Source organism: Cupriavidus sp. 05T313, from assembly GCF_056396665.1.
On the sequence record NZ_JBFTLX010000007.1, the window covers coordinates 38,032 to 58,314 of the forward strand.

The following is a 20,283-nucleotide window of genomic DNA, read 5'->3' on the forward strand; positions in this document are numbered from 1 at the left end:
TATACGGGCCAGCTTGGTAATACAGGGGCAACGCCCTGTAACCCTTGTTACGAATCGCAACGTTTAGGCGAAGGTAAAAACCCGCGCGACCACCCTATATCTCAAACCTGACCCCCTGCGCCAACGGCAACGCGTCGCCATAGTTGACCGTATTGGTAGCCCTGCGCATATACCCCTTCCAGGCATCCGACCCGGATTCCCGCCCCCCACCGGTGGCCTTCTCCCCACCAAACGCGCCACCAATCTCCGCCCCGCTGGTCCCGATATTCACATTGGCGATCCCGCAATCGCTCCCCGCGGCCGACATGAAGCGTTCCGCCTCGCGCAGCGACTCGGTGAAGATGCAAGACGACAAGCCATGCTCCGACGCATTGTTCAGCGCGACGGCCTCCTCCAGCATGGTGTAGGGCATCACATAGAGAATCGGCGCGAAGGTTTCCGTCAGCATCGTCTCGTGCTGGCGATCGGTCAGCACCAGCGCCGGCCGAACATACTCGGCATTGGGGAAACGCTCCGCCAGCACGCGCTCGCCGCCGTGCACGGTGTTGCCGTGCTCGCGGCACCGGAGCAGCGCGCGAGCCATGGCGGCACCGGCAGCGCCATCGATCAGCGGGCCGACCAGGGTCGACTCGGCGAGCGGATCGCCCACCTGCAGGCGGCCGAACACCTGGACCAGCCGCGACGTCACGGCTTCCAGCACATCGACATGCACGAAGGCGCGGCGCAACGAAGTGCAGCGCTGCCCCGCGGTGCCGGCGGCGGAGAACGTCATGGCGCGGATGGCCAGTTCAAGGTCGGCCGATGGCGCGATGATCGCGGCGTTGTTGCCGCCTAGCTCCAGGATGGCGCGCTTGAAGCGTTCGGCGCAGGCAATGCCCACTTCGCGGCCCATGCGGGTGGAGCCCGTCGCGCTGATCAGCCGCACATCGGCATGCTCGACCAGATGCTGGCCCAGCGCCTGACCGCCCGGGAGCACCGTGGCGATGCCAACGTGCTGCGGCGCCGCGATCTCCAGCACGCCGTCCAGCAAGCCTTGCATCGCCAACGCGCACAGCGGGGTCTTCTCCGACGGTTTCCAGATCACCCCGTTGCCGCACACCAGCGCCAGCGCCGCGTTCCAGGCCCATACCGCCACCGGGAAGTTGAAGGCAGAGATGACGCCGCACAGGCCATAGGGATGCCAGGTCTCGCGCATCGCATGCTGGGGCCGCTCGGAAGCGATGGTCAGGCCGTGCAGCTGGCGCGACAGGCCAACCGCGAAGTCGCAGATGTCGATCATCTCCTGTACCTCGCCCAGCCCTTCCTGCAGGATCTTGCCGGCTTCGAGCGAGACCAGTTGCCCGAGATGCTTCTTGTGCTCGCGCAGGACTTCGCCAAAGCGCCGCACGACTTCGCCCCGCACCGGCGCGGGCACCAGCGCCCAGCTTGCCTGCACCGCACGGGCGCGCCCGATGCGTGCATCGGCATCAGGCAACGTGCATGCGGGCAGATGCCCGAAGGCCTCGCCGTCGATGGGCGAGCGCACCGGCAATGCGCCGGCCGGACCTTCGCCGTCGCGCCAGGGCGCCGTCAGCCCGATGGCCTGCCAGCAGGCCGCGAATTCCTTTGCTTTCATACCATTGCCTCTTGAAGCGGATGACGGGTGTAGTGTCGGCCGAAACGGTTGGCCAGGAAAGTGTCCAGCGGCATCGCCTCCTGCGGCACGAAGCCGGCCTGCGGCAGTTCGCCGCTGGCAACCAGGTCCAGCGCGGTGCAGATGCCGGCCGCCGTGGTGAGCTGGATCGCATTGACGTGGCCCGCGGCCGTATCGGCACCGCCGATGCGCACCGAGAACGAAGCCTGCGTCAGCGGGCCACGCCCGCCCTTGCCGCCTGCCGCATAGCCGGTTGCGTTGGCGAACACGATCACCACATCCTGCCGCGTGGCGGGAATCGCGCTCTCGAAAATTTCCCGCATCCAGTCGCGGCGTTCGCGCAGGCGCAGGTCGTTGAGCAACAGCTTCATTACCGCGCAGTGCCCCGGATACCGGATCGACTTGTAGTCCACGTCGCGCGCCCGGCCGGCCAGTGTCTCGGGCAAGGTGCCGAGCCCGCCAGACGTATTAAAGGCTTCGTACTCGATGCCGTCCAGCGAGAAACTCTCCAGCCCTTCCAGTGCGGGCACTTCCACGCGGCGGCCATCGACGATGGCTTCGCACGGATTGCAGTATTCGTTGATCAGCCCTTCCGTGCTCCAGGTCAGGTTGTACTTGAGTGCATTGCTCGGGTAGCGCGGCAGCGCGCCAACGCGCATTTTCAGGTCGAGCAGTTCGCCGCCGCCACGCAGGAAGCGCTGGGCGAGATCGTTGCCGACCACGCCGATAAACCCCGGTGCGAGCCCGCACTGCGGCATCAGCACGGAGCGCGCGCCTTCGGCCAGCCGGCGGACGGCGTGGGTGGCGGCAACATCTTCGGTCAGGTCGAAATAGTGCACGCCGAGGCTGACCGCGACCGTGGCCACGGCGACGGCGGCATGGAATGGCAGCGCGTTGAGCACGGCGTCCGCGCCGCCCAGCAGGCAGGCGCAATCCTGGTCCTGGCCCGGGTCGCCGACGCGCACGGCGATGCCTTCGGGCAAGCCTTCGAGATGGGCGGGTTCGCGGTCGACCAGGGTGACGCGGTAGTCGCCGCTGTCATGCAGCATGACGGCGATGGTGCGGCCGATCTTGCCTGCGCCCAGCACGACCACGCGCATCGGCATCTGCCTGGCATTGCGGGCGGGGGTGCCGGGAGTAACGGAAACGGCCGGGTTGGCGGGCTGCGCGGCGGACACCGCGGCTTGGGTGGTTCGTCCAGTCTGGTCCAGATGGCCGGTTGGCGTGATGCAGGTCATGATGTCCCTCGTGGAAAGTGTGGATCGGCCTTCGTCCGTGCTTGAAGTATGGTTGCGGGCAAAGCCAGAATGAAGGGACAAGATTGACGAAAGGGCCTCACAATCGAACGAATCGACGAGACCATCGGTCGAATCGTCAAGACCGACTTGTTTTCTGCCTTCGCGAACCGCGCCAAGCCCATGACCGAACTCGATCAGACCGACCGCCACCTGCTCTCCCTGCTGCAGGCCAACGCGCGCGAGAACGCCGCCAATCTCGCGCGCAAGCTCGGCATTGCCCGCACCACCGTGGTGGCCCGGATCGCGCGGCTCGAACGCGACGGCGTGATCGCCGGCTATGGCGTGCGGCTTGGCCAGGAGATGGAAGACAATGCCATCCTGGCGTTCTGCGGCTTGTCGGTGATGCCAAAGACCGCGCCGGCCGTGGTGCGGGCGCTGCAGCGCTTTCCCGAGATCGAGGAACTCAATTCGGTCAGTGGCCCCGTGGACTACATGGCGGTGATCCGCTGCGACACGCATGCCCGCCTGGACAAGCTGCTCGACGAAATCGGCGCGCTGGACGGCGTCAACCACACCACCACGTCGATCGTGCTGGCGCGCAAGATCGACCGGCGCCGGGCCGCGGGCTGACACAGCGGCGAAAGCGCAAAAGGCTTATGCTGCACAACTTGGCAGGCAGCCGGGACATCCCGGAAAACCATCCAGATCAGGAGAGCAAGACGATGAGCAATCGCATTCGAGTCGCCGTGGGCGGCGTGACCGGCTGGGCCGGCGGCGAACTGGCGCGCGGGGTGGCGCACGCGGACGATATGACGCTGGTGGCCGGGTTGTCGCGCGGCGCCGCCGGGCAGACCTTGGCCGAACTGACCGCGCACAAGGGCACACCCGGCGTGGCGGTGGCCAGCATCGACGAACTGGCGGACGGCGCCTGCGACGTCTATGTGGAATACACCAAGCCGGACGTCGCCAAGCGCAACATCCTGCAGGCGCTGGCAAAGGGCGCGCATGTGGTGGTCGGCACGTCGGGGCTGTCGGACGAGGACTACGCCGAGATCGACGCCGCCGCGCGCCAGGCCGGGCGCGGCGTGCTGGCCTGCGGCAACTTCGCCATTACCGTGGTGCTGCTGCAGAAGTTCGCCGAGATGGCCGCGCGCCACCTGGAGCACTGGGAGATCATCGACTACGCCAAGGCCGGCAAGATCGATGTGCCCTCCGGCACGGTGCGCGAACTGGCGTATCGCCTGGGGCAGGTCCGCGAAGCCGCGCAAGTGGTCCCCGTCGACCAGGTCAAGGGCCCGAAGGAAACCCGCGGCGCGACCCTGTCCGGCAGCCAGGTGCACGCGGTGCGGCTGCCTGGGTACCAGCTGGGCGTGGAGGTGATCTTTGGCGCCGACGGGCAACGCCTGCACCTCAAGCATGAGGCCGGCGATGGCTCCAAGCCTTATGTGTCCGGTGCGCTGCTGGCGATCCGCAAGGTGCACGCGGTGACCGGGCTGGTGCGCGGGCTGGACAAGGTGATGGAAGGGCTTTGAGCTTCGCTCGCCTCTCGCCCCGAGAGGAGAGGCGAGCAAGCACAATCCGGCACTTCAGGCGGCGCTGGCGCGCCCTCTCACCACTTCCCGTCCTTCCCCTTCTTCGCCTCCGGCTTGCTCGCCGGCGCCGCCGGCGCTGCCGAAGCGGCATTGGGATTGAGCTGTTGCGCCATGGCCTTGTCCTGGTCGGCCATCAGCACGCGGGCCTGGGGCAGCAGCATTTCGATGGTGCCGTTGTTGGGATCGTCCGGAATGGCGTAAAGCTCCACGGTCAGCGGCTTCCTCATCCAGCCGGCATGCGTGCTCTTGACGGGCTGGCCGGCCTTGTCCTTCATCTCCACCTGTTCCGAGCGGAAGGGCTTGCCGTAACGCGCGGTCAGGCTGTCCACCGCCGTCTTTTCGGAGCGCACGCCATCGGTCGGCACGATCAGCCCGACCAGGGCGTTGCGGTCCACAAAGGCGACTACGTGCGGGCCGTCCATGAAGGCGGGCCGCTTGTCGCGCGGTACGCCGACCTGGCGCATCACGCCGTCGCCGCGCACTTCGACGCACAGGGCGGTCACGTCGCGGCCATCGGGGGTGCGCTTGTCGGCGCAATCGGGCAGCGTGGGCAGCGGGCTGCCGATCTCCAGGCTCTCGAGCATCGGCGCCAGTTTGTCGGCGGCGCCATCCTTGGGCGCGGCGCCCGCCCAGGGCGAAACCAGCAGCAGGCTGGCAAGGGCCAGCCCGGCGAGGGGGTATTTCATCCAGACTCCTGAGAAAAGCTCCGGATTGGAGCGCCCCCTGCGCGCGTGGTTCCTGCCGGACCCACAAGGTGGCAAGGCAGGCACTCCGCCGGGGGTTAATGCGACATATTCAGCACGGCGTTGGCCAGCACTGCCAGCAAGACTAACAGCAACCCCCACAACAGCAGCCGCGGCACCCGGCTGGGCGGCAGTTGCCGCTGCGGCGAGCGCGCCGATGGCGGCAGCGGTGAACGCCGCCGGGTATGGCCGTGCAAGCCGCGCGTATGCCACACCGTATCCGGGCCGAGATCGCGCAGGGCGGTGCTTTCCTTGCCCGGCGGTTTCTGCGGCGGCACGCCCGGCGCGCCTTGCTGGCGGCGCCGCGCGCTCGGCGGACGTTGGGCGCCGGTGCTGTCCGGCGGTCGTTGCGTGGCCATCTGTGCTCCCCGGTTCATCGTGCCGGCGCGGGTCCTGATGTGCCGCCGGTACACAGAGCCGGGCACCTGGCCTGCGCGCCGCTCATGTTAAGGCAAAGCGGCGCCGCAAAACCGTGGCTTCGCCCGGCTTATGTGGCCGGCGCCACTTTTCGCGTGACGCTCAGCGCTTCGCGGCGGAAGGTATGCGCGACATGGTGGTAGAACGGATGCGGGCAGAACTGGCGCGCGAGGAAGGAAGCCAGCAGCGAAGCGGCCAGCAGGAAGAGCGTGAGATCCTGCGAGCGCGTCATCTCCATCACGATCACGCTGGCCGTGATGGGTGCCTGGGTGGCGGCGGCCAGGAAGGCCGCCATCGACACCAACGCCAGCACGCGGGGCTCGGTCATGCCGCCGAAGATGTGGCCGACCCACTGCGCCACATTAGCGCCGATGCCGGAGCCGATCGCCAGCGAGGGCGTAAAGATGCCGCCGGGAATGCCCGCGAAATACGACACCACGGTGGCCACCAGCTTGGCGATGCCGAACCACAGCGTGCTGTGCGGCTCGCCGTTGATCAGCCCGGCGGCCTGCTCGTAGCCGGTACCGAAGGTCGCGCCGCCGGTGGACCAGCCAATCACCGCCGCCACCAGGCCGCACAGGAATGCCACCAGCACCGGATGCTCCACCGGCCAGCCGCGCAGCCGTGCCGGCAGCAGCGCCGGCACGCCGCCGATCAGCAGTTTGGCGAACAGGCCGCCGAGCACCCCATTGACCAGCGCGCACAGCAGTACCGGGCCCCAGGCGTCGTGCAGCGCAAGGATCGGCGTCTTGACGATGAAATACGGGTTGTTGCCCAGGATCGCCAGCGACAGGAAGCCGGCGGTCAGCACGCCCGAGAGCACCAGCCGGTCCCAGCGCACGGCGGTGCCGCGGCCAAGTTCCTCAATGGCGAATACCACGCCGGCCAGCGGCGTATTGAAGGCCGCGGCCAGGCCGCCGGCGGCGCCGGCGGCGATCAGTGCATTGGGGTGGAAGCCGATGCGGAACTGCAGGCGCTCTTGGCACCAGCGGCCCCAGGCCAGCATGGCGGCGGCGCCCACCTGCACCGAGGGGCCCTCCCGCCCGATCGACGCGCCCGCCAGCAAGCCGCCCGTCGTCAGCAGCACTTTCCACATCGACTGGCGGAACGACACCAGCACGGTCTGCGCCGGCCCGGAGGGCGGCAGGTTGACCGCCGCGATCACTTGCGGAATACCGCTGCCGCGCGCCTGCGGCGCCAGCCGGATGGTGAGCCAGCGCAGCGCGGCCAGYCCGAATGGCAGCAGCACGAAGGTCAGCCACGGCGTACCGGCGGTCAGCTGGTAATTCCAGCGCAGCGCCACTTCGGCAATCCACGCGAATATCAGCGAGAACAGCGCCACGCAACCAGCGCCGCACATGAAGACGGCGTAGCGCAGGGTGGTTCGGGAGATGCGCCACATCTGGCGCGATTTGCGGCYGGCGGCAAGGCGGGCGCGGCGGCGCAGGGCGTGCAGGCGATCGGTTTCGGCGCTGGGATCGCGCAGGGGACCGGCAAGGGGCTCTTGGTGCGGATCAGGCTCTGAGTCGTTCATGGCGCGGCGGGCGTGGGCAAGAGAACGCCGTGACTGGCCCGAAGGCCGAATGCATCACGGCGCGACAGAACTATACGCCGATCGCCGCCAGCCGGCCGGCGCGCGCCATGGCGCTGCGCCACGGCTGCCGCCGCTCGCCTGGCGCGCCTGCGCTCAGTCCAGGCTGATGTTGTTGGCGCGGATGACCTTGCCCCAATGCGCGCGGTCCGCTTCGATATAGCGATCGATCTCGGCCTGGGTGCGCGGTTGCTGGATCACCAGCCCCAGTGCGCTGAAGGTGGCGCGGAACTGCGGGTCCTTGAGCACATGCGCGGCCGCGGCCTGCAGCTTTGCCACGGCCTCGGGCGGGGTCTGTGCCGGCACGGCGAGGCCGAACCAGGTGGCGGCCTGGAAGTTGGGATAGCCGCTCTCCGCCACGGTCGGTACATTGGGCAGCACCTCCAGCCGGGTGCGGCCGGTCACCGCCAGCGCGCGCAACTTGCCGCCCTTGATGTGCGGCAGCGAGGTACTGACCACGTCCACCATCAGCTGCACGTCATTGGCGAGCAGCGCCGACAGCGCCGGCGCGCTGCCGTTGTATGGAACGTGAGTGACCGAGATGCCGAGTTCGGTCTTGAGCATTTCGGTGGCCAGCTGCAGCGCGTTGCCGAGCCCGACCGAGGCGTAGTTGAGCTTGCCGCCGCTGGCCTTGGCATACGCCGCGAACTCGCGGATATTGGTGGCCGGCACCTGGTTGTTGGTCACCACCACCAGCGGCACCTCGGCGCCGATGCTGAAGATCTTGAAATCGCGCGGCGGATCGTAGGCGATCTTCTTGTAGAGCATCGGGTTCAGCACCATGCTGCCATTGGTGGCCAGCACCATGGTGTAGCCATCTGCCGGCGCGCGCGCCACGCTCTGCGTGCCGATCATGGTGGCGGCGCCGGGACGGTTCTCCACCACCACCGTCTGTTTCAGCTCGCGGCTCATGCCGTCAGCCAGCCCGCGCCCGAACTGGTCGGTAGAGCCGCCCGGCGTATAGGGCACCACCAGCTTGATGGGACGGTCGGGATAGGCGGCCACGGCCAGTTGCGCACAGGCCAGGATGGCGACGCCGGCGCAGGCGCGCCATCCGGTTTTCCAGCTTTGCATGGCTAGTCTCCTTGGTTCTTCTGATGTTCTCGGTCTTGCCGGTATGTCCGGGCTGCGCCGCGCTCAAACCCGCCGCGCGCGCCCTTCCCAGTATTTGTCGCGCAGGCGGCGCTTGGCCAGCTTGCCGGTATCGTCGCGCGGCAGTTGCGCTTCCACCACGATGGTGCGCGGCACCTTGAAGCCTGAGAGGCGCTGGCGCAGCCATTCGATGATCGCGCCCTCCTCCAGCATGGCGCCCTGCACCGGCTGCACCATGGCCAGCAGGCGTTCGCCATACTCGTCGTCGGGCACGCCGAACACCACGCAATCGGCCACGCCGGGGTAGCGCACCAGTTCGTGCTCGATCTCGGCCGGGTAGATGTTCACGCCGCCGGAAATCACCATGTCGGAGGCGCGGTCGCAGATGAACAGATAGCCATCGGCGTCGAGATAACCCATGTCGCCCAGGCTCACCAGGCCACCGCGGTCGATGGCGCGGCGGGCTTCGTCATTGTTGCGGTAGGTGAAATCGGGGTAAGCCGGCTGCCGCACATAGACCAGCCCGATCTCGCCGGGCGCGCAGGCCTTGCCCTGCTCGTCGAGGATGCGCACTTCGCCATCGTCGACCGGACGGCCGGCGGTGCCGGGCTTGGCCATCGCGTCGACCGGCGTGGCCACGGTGATCATGCCGGCCTCGCTCGACGCGTACGTTTCATGGATGACCGGACCGAACCAGTCGATCATGGCGCGCTTGACCTCGGGCGCGCACGGCGCGCCGGTCGACGCGACGAAGCGCAGCGAGGAGAGGTCGTAGCGCGCACGCACCTCCGGCGGCACCTTGAGCATGCGCACATACATGATGGGCACCAGGTAGAGCACGTCGATGCGGTGCTTCTCCACCAGCGCCAGCACCTGCTCCGGATCGAAGCGCGCGCACAGCACCAGGCGCTCGCCGAGCTGCAGCGCATTCTGGATGAATACGCCCGGCGCGCTGTGGTACAGCGGCGCGGCCATCAGCGCGCGGGTGCCTTCCACGATGCCCATGGTCTGCGCCACCACCGAGCGCATGCGCGCGAGTTGCGTTTCCAGCGTGGCCAGCGGCACCGCGGCGCGCAGCACGCCCTTGGGGCGGCCGGTGGTGCCGGAGGTGTAGGCCATGTGGCCGCGCGGCGCCACGCGCGGGCCGGCGTACGGCGCCTGCGCATCGAGCCAGCTTTCATAGTCGGTGGCGCCTGCCGCGCTGTCCTTGCCCGGCACCGCGACCGCCAGTACCTGCACGCCCTCGGGCACCGCCGCGCGCACGCCGTCCAGCAGATCGGCATGGACGATCAGCGCCCTGGCGCCACTGTCGGCCATCAGGAAGCGGATTTCCTCGACGGTGAAGTGCCAGTTGATGGGGCAGTAATAGACGCCGGCCGTACGACAGGCGTGGACGATATCGGCAAAGACCGGATCGTTGCGCAGCAGCACCGCGACCACGTCGCCTTCGTTGAGCCCAAGCGCGCGCAAGCCGCCAGCCAGGCGCGTGCCCCGCTCAAGCAGGTCGGCGGCGRCAAGGCGGGTATCTTCGAACCAGAGGTCGGCGGCCATTATTCGTTGTCTCCAGATTGGTCGGGTGTCGGGGAAGGCGTGGGTGCATTCACCGTGCGCGCGGCGCGGTCGGCGGCGTTCCTGGCGGAGATGCGTTCGCGCGCGGCCTGCCATTCGGCATCGCCCCAGCCCAGGTATTGCTTGAAGTAAGCGCCGTTGGCGAGCCAGTCTCCGCCATCCAGCGCAATGGTCTGTCCGTTGATCCACGAGTTGTCGCGGGCCAGCAGGAAGGCGGCGAGGTTGCCGATGTCCTGCGGCTGGCCGATGCGACCGGTGGGGTTCTGGCCGCTCAGCTGGTCTTGCTGCGAATCCTGCGGGCGCAGTCGCGAGCCCGCGCCTTCGGTGGGGATCACGCCCGGCGCGATGGCGTTGCAGCGGATGCCGTGGCGGCCCCACTCCACGGCCAGCGACTTGGTCATGGCGTCCACGCCGGCCTTGGACATGGCCGACGGCACCACGAAGGGCGAGCCGGTCCAGACCCAGGTCACCACGATGGAGAGCACCGAACCGGGATGGCCGTCGCGGATCCAGCGCTTGCCCACCGCTTGCGTCATGTAGAAGGTGCCGCGGAAGACGATGTCGGAGATGGCGTGAAAGCCATTGGGCGAGAGGTCCTCGGTGCGGCTGATGAAGTTGCCGGCGGCGTTGTTGACCAGGCAGTCGAGCGGGCCGTGTTGGGTCCAGATGGTCTCGATCATGGCGTCGACGGCGGCGGCATCGCGGATGTCCACCGCGTGGGTCACGACCTTGACGCCGTGCTGCTGCCGCAACGACCCGGCGGCCTCGTCCAGCACCGGCAGCCGGCGCCCGCACAGGTGAAGCTCCGCGCCCAGCCCGGCCAGGCGCTCGGCCATGATCAGACCCAGCCCGGTACCGCCGCCGGTGATCAGCACACGCTGGCCAGCGAAAAGATCGTTCTTGAACATGGTGTCTCCTGCTTGTTGTTCGCGTCGTTGGCGTCGTTGCGCCCGCCTGGCCCCGCTCCCGGCAATCCGGCAGGGAACGGACACTGTAGTCCTGACGCCCGGCATCGACAATTCCCCTGCGGCGACTCACAATGTTGCGCCATACGCGACAATACTCCTGGGAATCCCGGATGGACCTCAACCTCATCCAGGCCTTCGTCGACATCGTCGAGGCCGGCAACTTGTCCGAAGCGGGACGGCGGCGCGGCGTCACGCGCTCGCAGGTCAGCCGCCAGCTGCGCGAACTGGAACACCAGGCCGGCGCGCAGTTGCTGCGCCGTACCACGCGCCGGCTGGAGTTGACCGAGCCTGGGCGCTCGCTGTACCAGCACGGCCTGCGCATCCTGCAGGAAGTGGCCTCGGCCCAGGCGGAGATCGACAGCCTGGGCACCACCCTGCGCGGCCACGTGCGCCTGAGCGTGCCGACCGGTCTGGGCGACACCTTCCTGGCCCCGCTGCTGCTGGAGTTCACCGGCCAGCATCCAGGCATCTCCCTGCGCGTATTCTTTGCCAACCGCGTGGTGGACCTGATCGCCGCCGAGATCGACGTGGCGCTCAAGGTCACCTCGCAGCCGCCGCTGGACCATGTGGCGCGCGACATCTGCGCGATCGACTGGCAGCTCTGCGCGTCGCCCGCCTACCTGGCGCGCAACGGGCCGCTACACGCCCCGGCCGACCTGGCGTGGTGTCAGTTCCTGTGCCCGCCCTACCCCGCGCGGCGCTTCGTCCTCACGCTCGACCGCGGCGAGCAGCGCGAGCAGGTGGAACTGATCCCGCACCTGCAGTCCGAACATTTCCCCTTTCTGATGCGCGCGGTGCGCGACGGCCATGGCGTGGGCCTGCTGCCGGTCTATGCCGGCTGGGACGATGTGCGCGAGGGCCGGCTGGTGCCTGTGCTGACCGACTGGAAGCCGGAGGGCCTGGGCAGCCGGCTCTACATCATCACCACGCCCAACCTGCATCCATCGATGGCCACGCGCGCGCTGATCGATTTCCTGCGCGCGCGGATTCCGGCCCTGGATGTATTCAGCGATGCGATGCGCCAGACACTTTGCTGATCCCCCTGGTCTTTTCGTGTGGCCCCGGCGCCCCGCGATGCAAAGCGAGCCCCCCAAGCGATGTGAAGCGAGCCGTCAAGGTGTACCAGGCCGTATGGGGCGCCTTTTTTGCCTACTTTTTTGGCAAGACAAAAAAGTAGGTCGCCCCCCGCAGGGGGTGAAACCGCCTTTGACTTTAAGCCTTTGACTTTGATTTTGCAGGCAAGCAGTTGTAGCCATCCACCAGCCCCTAAAGACAAACCGCTCCGAACATCGCACAGAGTTATCCCCCACACCCAAGCAAACTTTCAAATTGCAAGTTAAGATGCGCGGAACGCCCTGGCTTGCAAATCGAAAGTAAACGCCGAGGGCCAACCGCTAGTCAGATGGAGAGGACCATGGGCCACACCGACTTTGCCAGCATGCCATGCCCCATCGCCCGCTCGATGTCGGTGCTAGGCGAGCGCTGGGCCATCCTCCTGCTACGCGAAGCGTTCTACGGCAGCACCCGCTTCGACGAATTCCAGCGCCACCTGGGCATTGCACCCAACATCCTCAGCGCGCGCCTGAAAAGCCTGGTCGAGCACGGCATGCTGGAACGCCTGCCTGCCCCCGACAGCGCGCGGCACGTCTACCACCTCACCGAGAAGAGCCGCGACTTCTTTCCCGCCTTTGTCGCCCTGAAGGCCTGGGCCGACCGCTGGATGAACGATGCGTCCGGCCCGCACACCGTGCTGCAGGACAAGCGCACCGGCGCCGCGATTGCCGCGCCGGCACTGGCACGCGCGGACGGCAGCCCGCTGACGCTGGACGACCTGCGCGTAGTGCCCGGCCCGGCCGCCAGCGGCGCCCTGCGGCGGCGCCTTGCCCGCGAAGGCGATCCAGCCGTACCGGCCAAGCGCGAAACGACGGATGAAACGGAGTCCAGCCATGAATGAACCCCAAGCCAATCCGCTGGCGGCAGCCACGCTGGCGTCCGTGACTACTACCGCCCCCACGCAACCGTTGATGCGCGAACTCTTGCGCCGCATTCTCGTACTGGCCGCACCCACCAGCCTGATCGCGTTCCTGCAGGCGGGCGCACAACTGATCGAAACCTGGCTGGCGGCGCGCCAGGGCACGGCGGCACTGGCGGGCTGGGCAGTCGTGCTGCCCTTCGCCCTGCTGCTGCAACAGATGTCAACCGGCGCCATGGGCGGCGGCGTGGTATCCGCCATCGCCCGCGCGCTCGGCGCGGGCAAGCGCGAGGAGGCTTCCTCCCTGGTGTTGCATGCGCTCATCATCGCCATCACGGCGGGGCTGGTGTTCGCCGTGGCGATGGCGGGCTTCCCCCGCGGCATCCTGGGCGCGGTGGCCGGGCAAACGGCTGCCGACGCGGCCGCCACCTATGCGATCTGGCTGTTCGGCGCCGGCGCGGTGCCAGCGTGGCTGGCCAACACGCTGGCTTCCGTGCTGCGCGGCGGTGGCCGCCATGCACTGGCGGCGCGCGTGCTGTCGCTGATGTGGATCGCCTTCCCTATCCTGGCCTGGGCGCTGGCCGAGCCGGCCGGCATGGGGCTGGCCGGCATCGGCGCCGCACTCGCGGCAGTGTCGTGGGTGGCGGCGCTGGCCATGGCCTGGGTAGTGCTGCGCGGCGGCGCCGGCTTTGTGCCAATGCTGCGGATACGTCCATCGCGCGCGCTGTTCGTGCGCATCCTGTCGGTAGGGCTGGTGGCCTGCGCCCTGGCATCGGTGGCTAACCTGACCACCATCCTGGTGACGGCGGAATTGCGTCATTACGGTACGGCCGCCGTGGCTGCCTACGGCATCTCCGCGCGGCTCGAATTCCTGATGATTCCACTGGCTTTCGGCGTGGGCTCGGCCCTGACCGCGCTGGTGGGCGGCGCCGTGGGCGCCGGCGACTGGGTGACCGCGCGCCGTACCGCCTGGGCCGGCGCGTTGCTGGCGCTGGCGGTAGCCGGGGCGGTGGGTGCGGCGGTGGGCCTGGCGCCGGAGGCCTTTGCCGGGCTCTTCACCAAGGACGCCGAAGTCGCCGGCATCGCCGCACGCGCGCTGTCCTGGGTCGCCCCGGCCTTTGGTGGCTTCGGCCTGGGCATGGCACTGTACTTTGCCTCGATGGGCGCGGGCCGCATGGGCTGGCCGATGGGGGCCGGCGTGGCCCGCATCGCCCTGGCCGCCGGTGGCGGCTGGGTGCTGGCTAACATGGCCGGCATGGGTCTGGACGGGCACTTCCTGGGCGTGGCGCTGGGCATCAGCGCCTACGGCGTGGTGACCGCGCTGGGCGTGCGCGATGCCAACTGGTCCGCACGCTAGGGCTAGCTAGGCGAATTGCGCGAATCGCGCGCATCGCCTCAGCGCTGCACCACACGCGCGTCGCCGCCCATCCCGGCGTCCCTGACCTCGGCCGGCACCGCCGGCCATCCGCCGCCCAGCGACTTGTACAAGGCCGCCGCGCCATTGAGCACGTCGACCTGGCCCTGGATCGCAGCAAGCTGGGTGTCGAACAGCTTCTCCTGCGCGTTGGTGACTTCGAGATAGCTGGAGTAGCCACTCTCGTAGCGCGCGCCGGCCTGGTCGGCGTACACCGTCAGGCTGCGCTCCTGATTCTGCAGGCTGCCCAGCCGGTTGCGCGTTTCCAGCCCGTTGGCCAGCGCGGTGTTCACATCGGCCAGCGCCGCCAGCACACTGCTCTGGTAGGCCAGCATGGCCTGCTCGCGCTGTGCGCCGGCAGTCTGCACCTGGCCGCGGATGGCGCCGCCCTGGAAGATGGGCTGCGTCAGCCCGGCAGACATGCCCCACACCTGCGAGGCGCTGTGCCACAGCGCGCCCGGCGAGGCCGCGATTGCGCCAAACAGGCCCGACAAGTTCACGGCCGGCAGGTAGAGCGCTTCGGCAGCACCCAGCAGCGCGTTGGCCGCCACCGCATTCTGCTCGGCCTGCAGCACGTCCGGGCGGCGCGCCAGCAGGGCTGCCGGCAGGTCGGCGCCAACCGGCGGCACCTGCAATTGCGCGATGGACTTGCCGCGCTCGATCGGCCCGGCCTCGCGCCCGAGCAGCACCGACAGCGCGTTCTCCGTCTGTGCAATGGACGCGCGCAGCGGCGGGATCGATGCCTCGGTGGCGTAGTAGTCGTTCTCGGCCTGCGCCAGCTCAAGCTGCGAGACCACGCCGCCCGCGTAGCGCATGCGGAAGATATCCAGCGCGCGGCTGCGGGAGTCCAGGGTCTGGCGGGCAACATCCAGCTGCGCGTCAAGCCCGCGCAGGCTGGCATAGCCCTGCACCACCGAGGCGGCCAGCGCCAGCACCACGCCACGCCGCGCATATTCCGCGTTCCACAGGTCGGCTTCGGCGGCTTCCGCCTGGCGGCGGATACGGCCCCACAGGTCGATTTCCCAGCTTGCGTTGGCCAGCAGCTGGTAGCTGTTGCCTGGCCGCTCCAGCGATGCGAACGGCGTGCCGTTGAAGGTGCCGGCGCGCTGGCGCGTGGCCGATGCCGACAGCCCGACTTGCGGGAACAGGCCGGAGCGCGCCACCAGCAACTGCCCGCGGAACGCGTCGATGCGCGCGGCGGCGATGCGTACGTCGTAGTTGTTGCGCAGCGCGGCGTCGACCAGTGCGTTCAACACCGGATCGCCGAAGCTGTCCCACCAGGCGCTGTCCGCGGCCACGGTCAGCGCGCCGGTATCGAGGCGGTACTGCGGCGGCTGCGCGACGTCCGGACGGCGATAGTCCGGCCCGAGCGCGCAGGCGCCCAGCGCCATCGCGCATGCGGCCAGGAGCAGGCGGCGCGCGCTCACGATGCCTCTCCCGCCGCGGCTTCGGACTGCACAGCCGGGGCCGGCGCGCCTTTGCGGCTGGCCCATTTGTCGGCGGCCGTGCCGATCAGGTAGGAGAACAGCGGCACGAACACCAGCGCCAGCGTGGTCGCGGCAATCATGCCGCCGATGATGCCGGTGCCGATCGAGTGCCGGGCGTTGGAGCCCGCACCGCTGGCGATAAACAGCGGCACCGCGCCCAGGATAAAGGCCAGCGACGTCATCACGATTGGCCGCAGCCGCAGCTTGGCCGCCTCCACCGCGGCGTCGGCGTGCGACATGCCCTCCTTCTGCTTCATCACCGCGAACTCCACGATCAGGATGGCGTTCTTCGCCGCCAGCCCGATCAGCGTGACCATGCCGATCTGGAAATACACGTCATTGGACAAGCCACGCATCAGGATGGCGAGCAGCGCGCCGAACAGGCCAAACGGCACCGCACTCAGGATTGAGAGCGGCAACGACCACGACTCGTACTGCGCGGCCAGGATCAGGAACACCATCACGATGCCGAACACAAACACGATGGTGGTGGTGTTGCCCGACTTCTTCGCCTCGAACGCCTCGCCGCTCCAGCCGTAGGCGTAGCCCACCGGCAACGCTTCCTTCGCCACCGCCTCCATCGCCGCCAGCGCCTGGCCCGAGCTGTAGCCAGGCGCAGCATCGCCGGTGATCTTGGCCGCCGGGAAGTTATTGAAGCGCGACAGCAGGTCGGGGCCGCTGCTGTAGGTGGTCTTGAGCAGGCCGGACACCGGCGCCATCGCCCCGCTTTGCTGGCGTACGTAGAGGAACTGCAGGTCGTTCGGATTGGCGCGGTACTGCGGCTCGGCCTGCAGGATCACCTGCCAGACCCGGCTGTATTGCGAGAACTGGCTGATGTAGAGCGAGCCGAATTGCGTCTGCAGCGTGCCATAGACATCGGCAATGGGCACACCCATGGTCTCCGCCTTCTCCTTGTCCACTTCCACCCGCATCTGACGCGAGGCGGCCTGGATGGTGCTGTTGAGGTGGCCCAGCTCCGGATGGCTGGCGGCGGCCTTGATAAAGGCGCGCGTAGTCGCCTCCAGCTCCGCGGTGGTGCCAGTGCCGCGGCTTTGCAGCCAGAACTCGAAGCCGCCCTGCGAGCCCAGTCCGGGGATCGACGGCGGATTGACCGGGATGATGATGGCTTCGGGAATGGCGCGCAGCTTCGGCGTGATCGACTGCAACATGCCCGGCACCAGCAGGTCGGGCTTGTTGCGCTCGCCGAACGGCTTCATGGCGACGAAGACCGTGCCGGCATTGGTCTTGTACTGGCTGTCGATAAAACTGTAGCCGGACAGCGCGGAGGCGTCCTGCACCGCGGGGTGCTCGCGGAACATGGCCGCCACCTGCGAGGTGATTTTCTCGGTACGGTCCAGGCTGGCGGAATCCGGCATCATCACYGCCACCAGCACATAGCCCTGGTCCTCGGATGGCACGAAGGCGGTGGGAATCCGGTTGAACAACTGCCACACCGCCAGCAGCATCAGGCCGAAGCAAAGCATCGCCACGACCGAGCGCCGCATGAACACGCGCACCCAGCCGCCATAGTGATGCACCAGCCGGTCGAAGCGCTTGTTGAACCAGACAAAGCCGCGCCACGGCTCGTGATGGCCCGGCTTGAGGATCAGCGCGGCCAGCGCCGGCGACAAGGTCAGCGCGACGAAGCCCGAGATCACCACCGACACCACGATGGTCAGCGCGAACTGCCGGTACAACTGCCCGGTGGTGCCCGAGACGAAGGCCACCGGGATAAACACGGCCGAGAGCACCAGCACGATGGCGATCACCGGGCCGGTCACTTCCTTCATCGCGCGCAGCGTGGCGTCCTTTGGCGACAGGTGGAACTCCGCCATATTGCGCTCGACGTTTTCCACCACCACGATGGCGTCGTCGACCACGATGCCGATCGCCAGCACCAGCGCGAACAAGGTCAGCAGGTTGATCGAGAAACCCAGCGCCAGCAGCCCGGCAAAGGTGCCGAGGATCGAGACGAACACGGCCAGCACCGGGATGATGGTGGCGCGCACGTTCTGCAGGAAGATAAACACCACCAGCACCACCAGGATCACCGCCTCGATCAGGGTGTGCACCACCTCGTCGATGGATGCGCGCACGAATTCGGTGGTGTCGAGCGCCACCTTGTAGCTCACACCCTTCGGGAACGTCTTGGACATCTCGTCCAGCGCCTTCTGCACGTCCTTGGCCACCTGCAGCGCGTTGGAGCCGGGCTGCTGGTACACGGCGATGATGGTGGCCGGCTTGCCGTTGAGCGCAGAGCGCAGCGTGTACTGCTGCTGGCCGATCTCGGCGCGGCCCACGTCGCGCAGGCGCACCACCGCGGCGCCGGTATTGTCTGCGCGCAGGATGATGTTCTCGAACTGCTCCGGCGTGGTCAGGCGCCCCGGCGTGACCAGCGGGAAAGTCAGTTCCACCGGCTTGCTGTTGGGCGCCTGCCCCACGCTGCCGGCGCCGAACTGTTCATTCTGGCTCTGCACCGCGCGTTGCACGTCCTGCGCGGTGATGCCCAGCGCCGCCATGCGGTCAGGCTTGAGCCAGATCCGCATGGCAAGGTCGGCCGAACCCATGATCTGCGCCTGGTTGGCGCCGTTGACGCGCTTGATGGCGTCGAGCACATAGAGGTTGGCGTAGTTGTTGATGTACTGCTGGTCGAAGCTGCCATCGGGCGAATACACGCCGATCAGCAGCAGGAAGCTGGAGGAGCGCTTCTGCACATTGATGCCGGTCTTCTGCACGGTGTCGGGCAGCTGCGGCAGCGCCAGGTTGACGCGGTTCTGCACCTGCACCTGCGCGGTGTCGGGATCGGTGCCGATGTCGAAATACACGTTGAGCGTCATCGACCCGGTGGGTGACGACGTCGACTGCATGTAGATCATGTTGTCGGCGCCGTTGACCTGGGTCTCGATGGGCGCCGCGACGGTCTGTGCCACGGTGTCGGAATCCGCGCCGGCATAAGTGGCGCTGACCGTGACCTGCGGCGGGGTGATGTCGGGGTACTGGGCGATCGGCAGGGCGAACATCGAGACCAGGCCGCCGATCACGATGATTAGCGACAGTACCGCCGCAAAGATGGGCCGCTGGACGCAGAAGGCGGAGAGCATGGCGGTCTCCGTATCAGGAGGACTTGGCCACGGGGCTGGCCTCACCCCCGGCTGGCGCGGACTGGGCCGACGGGGCGGAAGCCGGCACGCTGCCCACCCCCACGGCGGCCGGCGGCGCTTCGCCGGTGATCTTGACGGGCGCGCCCGGCGCAAGCTTGCTCGCGCCGTCCACCACCACCGTCTCGCCGGGCCCCAGGCCCTGGGCGATGCGCCACATCGAGCCGGAGAGGTCACCCACGGTCACCGGCCGGGGAGCGGCCTTGCCGTCCTTGTCCACCACGAAGACCAGGTCGCCCTTGGGCCCGTGGACCACGGCGCGCTGGGGCACCACGATGGCACCGGGTCGCGTGGCACCGCTCACCAGCACCCGCACGAACTGGCCGGGGCGCAGTGTGCCCTCGGGGTTGGGCATCTCCGCGCGTACCAGGTACGTRCCGGTCTGCTGGTTGTAAGTGGCATCGGCAAAGGTAATGCGGCCCTTGCGGGGAAACTCGCTGCCGTCGGCAAGCACCACGGTGACCGCGTAGTGCTGGTCGGGAGGCGGCACCATCTGCTTGCTGGCCTGCTGGGCGCGGAATTCGAGAGTCTGGGGTTCGGAGACACTGAAATTGATGCGCATCGGCGTCAGCGTGGACACCGTGGTCAGCAGGCTGTTGGTCGTGCTCACGTAGGCGCCCTCCGGCAGCACGGCGGAACTGGACACGCCATCCACCGGCGAGCGCACATAGGTGTAGGACAGGTTGAGCTGCTGCTCCTCGACCTGTGCGCGGGCCTGTTCCACCCCGGCCGCGGCGGCGTGATAGTTGCCGGTGGCATCGTCGAGGTCTTTCGCCGACAGCGCGTTGCGCTCCGCCAGCGGCTTGACCCGTGCCAGGTTGGCGCGCGCCACCTCCAGCCGGGCGCGCTCTTGCGCCAGTTGCGCCTTGGCTGCGTCGAGCTGGGCCTGGAAGGGCTTGTGGTCGATTTCGAACAACAACTGGCCGGCCTTGACCATGGCACCTTCCACATAGGCCCGCTTCACCAGGAAGCCGGACACCCGGCCGCGGATGTCGACCGCCTGGTCGCTCTGGGTCTGGCCCACGAACTCGAAGGTGACAGGCAGATCCTGCGCCACGGTCTTGACGACCTGCACCGGTACCTCCTGCTGCGCCGCAGGCGGCGCTTCCTGCTTGCCGCAGGCGGCCAGCGCCCACGCTGCCACCACCGGCAGCAATGCCGTCCACCGCCGACCCGTCCGCTTCATTTCCAACCCTCCCGCATTCGCCTGGCCGGCCGGCGGCTGCCGTACGGACGCAATTAGCCCGGCAAGTTAAGCGCAGGAGCGAAAAGCGCACAATTCAATCTTTTTTGCGGCGTGTTAAGTACTTTAGAGAGCACCGTGAAACCGCCCGCCCCCCGTGGGGTGCGGCTTTCAATACTTGTCAGGGTACGCATCTTGCGTTGGCCGGAAGGCGCTGTGCCCAAAA

At 68.0% G+C, this 20,283-nt stretch carries 17 protein-coding genes; 6 read left to right on the plus strand and 11 right to left on the minus strand.

The features are described 5' to 3' along the window. Positions 1-94 precede the first annotated feature (94 nt). Positions 95-1,615 carry an L-piperidine-6-carboxylate dehydrogenase gene (gene amaB / locus AC1DKD_RS02875; protein WP_441628959.1) on the minus strand — a complete coding sequence of 507 codons (1,521 nt, stop codon included), beginning with the start codon at positions 1,613-1,615 and terminating at the stop codon, positions 95-97. Further along, positions 1,612-2,739, minus strand: a complete 1,128-nt coding sequence (locus AC1DKD_RS02880) for a saccharopine dehydrogenase family protein (RefSeq protein ID WP_441628973.1) — start codon at positions 2,737-2,739, stop codon at positions 1,612-1,614. The genes amaB and AC1DKD_RS02880 overlap by 4 nt, the downstream gene beginning before the upstream one ends. A gap of 312 nt (positions 2,740-3,051) precedes the next feature. Here AC1DKD_RS02880 and AC1DKD_RS02885 point away from each other — a divergent pair, with 312 nt between their 5' ends. Both AC1DKD_RS02885 and dapB read left to right on the plus strand, forming a co-directional pair. Continuing rightward, positions 3,052-3,501: an Lrp/AsnC family transcriptional regulator gene (locus tag AC1DKD_RS02885; RefSeq protein WP_441628957.1), complete on the plus strand. Its 450-nt coding sequence runs from the start codon at positions 3,052-3,054 to the stop codon at positions 3,499-3,501. Between the two features lie 92 nt (positions 3,502-3,593). After that, the gene (dapB, locus tag AC1DKD_RS02890; protein ID WP_441628955.1) at positions 3,594-4,403 is read left to right on the plus strand and encodes a 4-hydroxy-tetrahydrodipicolinate reductase; all 810 of its coding nucleotides are present in this window, start codon (positions 3,594-3,596) and stop codon (positions 4,401-4,403) included. Positions 4,404-4,480: 77 nt separating this feature from the next. Here dapB and AC1DKD_RS02895 read toward each other — a convergent pair whose 3' ends face one another. The 3 genes from AC1DKD_RS02895 to AC1DKD_RS02905 all read right to left on the minus strand — a co-directional run bounded on the left by AC1DKD_RS02895 (position 4,481) and on the right by AC1DKD_RS02905 (position 7,157). Continuing rightward, positions 4,481-5,149 carry a hypothetical protein gene (locus tag AC1DKD_RS02895; protein WP_441628953.1) on the minus strand — a complete coding sequence of 223 codons (669 nt, stop codon included), beginning with the start codon at positions 5,147-5,149 and terminating at the stop codon, positions 4,481-4,483. 95 nt (positions 5,150-5,244) lie between these two features. Further along, positions 5,245-5,565 carry a hypothetical protein gene (locus AC1DKD_RS02900; RefSeq protein ID WP_441628951.1) on the minus strand — a complete coding sequence of 107 codons (321 nt, stop codon included), beginning with the start codon at positions 5,563-5,565 and terminating at the stop codon, positions 5,245-5,247. 128 nt (positions 5,566-5,693) lie between these two features. Next, positions 5,694-7,157: a chloride channel protein gene (locus AC1DKD_RS02905; protein ID WP_477142907.1), complete on the minus strand. Its 1,464-nt coding sequence runs from the start codon at positions 7,155-7,157 to the stop codon at positions 5,694-5,696. A 29-nt stretch (positions 7,158-7,186) separates the two neighbouring features. Here AC1DKD_RS02905 and AC1DKD_RS02910 point away from each other — a divergent pair, with 29 nt between their 5' ends. Then, the gene (locus tag AC1DKD_RS02910; RefSeq protein ID WP_441628947.1) at positions 7,187-7,324 is read left to right on the plus strand and encodes a hypothetical protein; all 138 of its coding nucleotides are present in this window, start codon (positions 7,187-7,189) and stop codon (positions 7,322-7,324) included. On the opposite strand, the gene AC1DKD_RS02915 is transcribed toward AC1DKD_RS02910, so the two are convergent. The 3 genes from AC1DKD_RS02915 to AC1DKD_RS02925 all read right to left on the minus strand — a co-directional run bounded on the left by AC1DKD_RS02915 (position 7,311) and on the right by AC1DKD_RS02925 (position 10,783). Then, complete coding sequence (locus tag AC1DKD_RS02915) at positions 7,311-8,288, minus strand: Bug family tripartite tricarboxylate transporter substrate binding protein (protein ID WP_441628945.1); 978 nt, start codon at positions 8,286-8,288, stop codon at positions 7,311-7,313. The genes AC1DKD_RS02910 and AC1DKD_RS02915 overlap by 14 nt on opposite strands. A 63-nt stretch (positions 8,289-8,351) precedes the next feature. Continuing rightward, on the minus strand, positions 8,352-9,857 hold the full coding sequence (locus AC1DKD_RS02920; RefSeq protein ID WP_477142908.1) for an acyl-CoA synthetase: 1,506 nt from the start codon (positions 9,855-9,857) through the stop codon (positions 8,352-8,354). Next, the gene (locus tag AC1DKD_RS02925) at positions 9,857-10,783 is read right to left on the minus strand and encodes an SDR family oxidoreductase (RefSeq protein WP_441628941.1); all 927 of its coding nucleotides are present in this window, start codon (positions 10,781-10,783) and stop codon (positions 9,857-9,859) included. The genes AC1DKD_RS02920 and AC1DKD_RS02925 overlap by 1 nt, the downstream gene beginning before the upstream one ends. A gap of 170 nt (positions 10,784-10,953) precedes the next feature. On the opposite strand from AC1DKD_RS02925, the gene AC1DKD_RS02930 reads away from it, so the two are divergent. From AC1DKD_RS02930 to AC1DKD_RS02940, 3 genes are all read left to right on the plus strand, one after another. Then, positions 10,954-11,880, plus strand: coding sequence for a LysR family transcriptional regulator (locus AC1DKD_RS02930; RefSeq protein WP_441628939.1), 927 nt, complete (start codon positions 10,954-10,956; stop codon positions 11,878-11,880). A 377-nt stretch (positions 11,881-12,257) separates the two neighbouring features. Further along, on the plus strand, positions 12,258-12,797 hold the full coding sequence (locus AC1DKD_RS02935) for a winged helix-turn-helix transcriptional regulator (protein WP_441628937.1): 540 nt from the start codon (positions 12,258-12,260) through the stop codon (positions 12,795-12,797). A gap of 70 nt (positions 12,798-12,867) precedes the next feature. Then, the gene (locus tag AC1DKD_RS02940) at positions 12,868-14,172 is read left to right on the plus strand and encodes an MATE family efflux transporter (protein ID WP_441628971.1); all 1,305 of its coding nucleotides are present in this window, start codon (positions 12,868-12,870) and stop codon (positions 14,170-14,172) included. A 38-nt stretch (positions 14,173-14,210) separates the two neighbouring features. Here the strand turns inward: AC1DKD_RS02940 and AC1DKD_RS02945 are convergent, their stop codons facing one another. The 3 genes from AC1DKD_RS02945 to AC1DKD_RS02955 are packed head-to-tail and all read right to left on the minus strand — an operon-like array spanning position 14,211 to position 20,060. Then, positions 14,211-15,656: an efflux transporter outer membrane subunit gene (locus AC1DKD_RS02945; protein WP_441628935.1), complete on the minus strand. Its 1,446-nt coding sequence runs from the start codon at positions 15,654-15,656 to the stop codon at positions 14,211-14,213. Continuing rightward, positions 15,653-18,817 (minus strand): efflux RND transporter permease subunit, encoded by a 3,165-nt coding sequence (locus tag AC1DKD_RS02950; RefSeq protein ID WP_441628933.1) that lies wholly within the window; start codon positions 18,815-18,817, stop codon positions 15,653-15,655. The genes AC1DKD_RS02945 and AC1DKD_RS02950 overlap by 4 nt, the downstream gene beginning before the upstream one ends. 13 nt (positions 18,818-18,830) lie before the next feature. Further along, positions 18,831-20,060, minus strand: coding sequence for an efflux RND transporter periplasmic adaptor subunit (locus AC1DKD_RS02955; protein ID WP_441628931.1), 1,230 nt, complete (start codon positions 20,058-20,060; stop codon positions 18,831-18,833). Positions 20,061-20,283 lie beyond the last annotated feature (223 nt).

Bases quoted from the DNA above. Each gene is read 5' to 3' on its own strand.
- amaB (WP_441628959.1), bottom strand. From the start codon at position 1,615: ATGAAAGCAAAGGAATTCGCGGCCTGCTGGCAGGCCATCGGGCTGACG.
- AC1DKD_RS02880 (WP_441628973.1), bottom strand. From the start codon at position 2,739: ATGCCGATGCGCGTGGTCGTGCTGGGCGCAGGCAAGATCGGCCGCACC.
- AC1DKD_RS02885 (WP_441628957.1), top strand. From the start codon at position 3,052: ATGACCGAACTCGATCAGACCGACCGCCACCTGCTCTCCCTGCTGCAG.
- dapB (WP_441628955.1), top strand. From the start codon at position 3,594: ATGAGCAATCGCATTCGAGTCGCCGTGGGCGGCGTGACCGGCTGGGCC.
- AC1DKD_RS02895 (WP_441628953.1), bottom strand. From the start codon at position 5,149: ATGAAATACCCCCTCGCCGGGCTGGCCCTTGCCAGCCTGCTGCTGGTT.
- AC1DKD_RS02900 (WP_441628951.1), bottom strand. From the start codon at position 5,565: ATGGCCACGCAACGACCGCCGGACAGCACCGGCGCCCAACGTCCGCCG.
- AC1DKD_RS02915 (WP_441628945.1), bottom strand. From the start codon at position 8,288: ATGCAAAGCTGGAAAACCGGATGGCGCGCCTGCGCCGGCGTCGCCATC.
- AC1DKD_RS02925 (WP_441628941.1), bottom strand. From the start codon at position 10,783: ATGTTCAAGAACGATCTTTTCGCTGGCCAGCGTGTGCTGATCACCGGC.
- AC1DKD_RS02930 (WP_441628939.1), top strand. From the start codon at position 10,954: ATGGACCTCAACCTCATCCAGGCCTTCGTCGACATCGTCGAGGCCGGC.
- AC1DKD_RS02935 (WP_441628937.1), top strand. From the start codon at position 12,258: ATGGGCCACACCGACTTTGCCAGCATGCCATGCCCCATCGCCCGCTCG.
- AC1DKD_RS02940 (WP_441628971.1), top strand. From the start codon at position 12,868: ATGCGCGAACTCTTGCGCCGCATTCTCGTACTGGCCGCACCCACCAGC.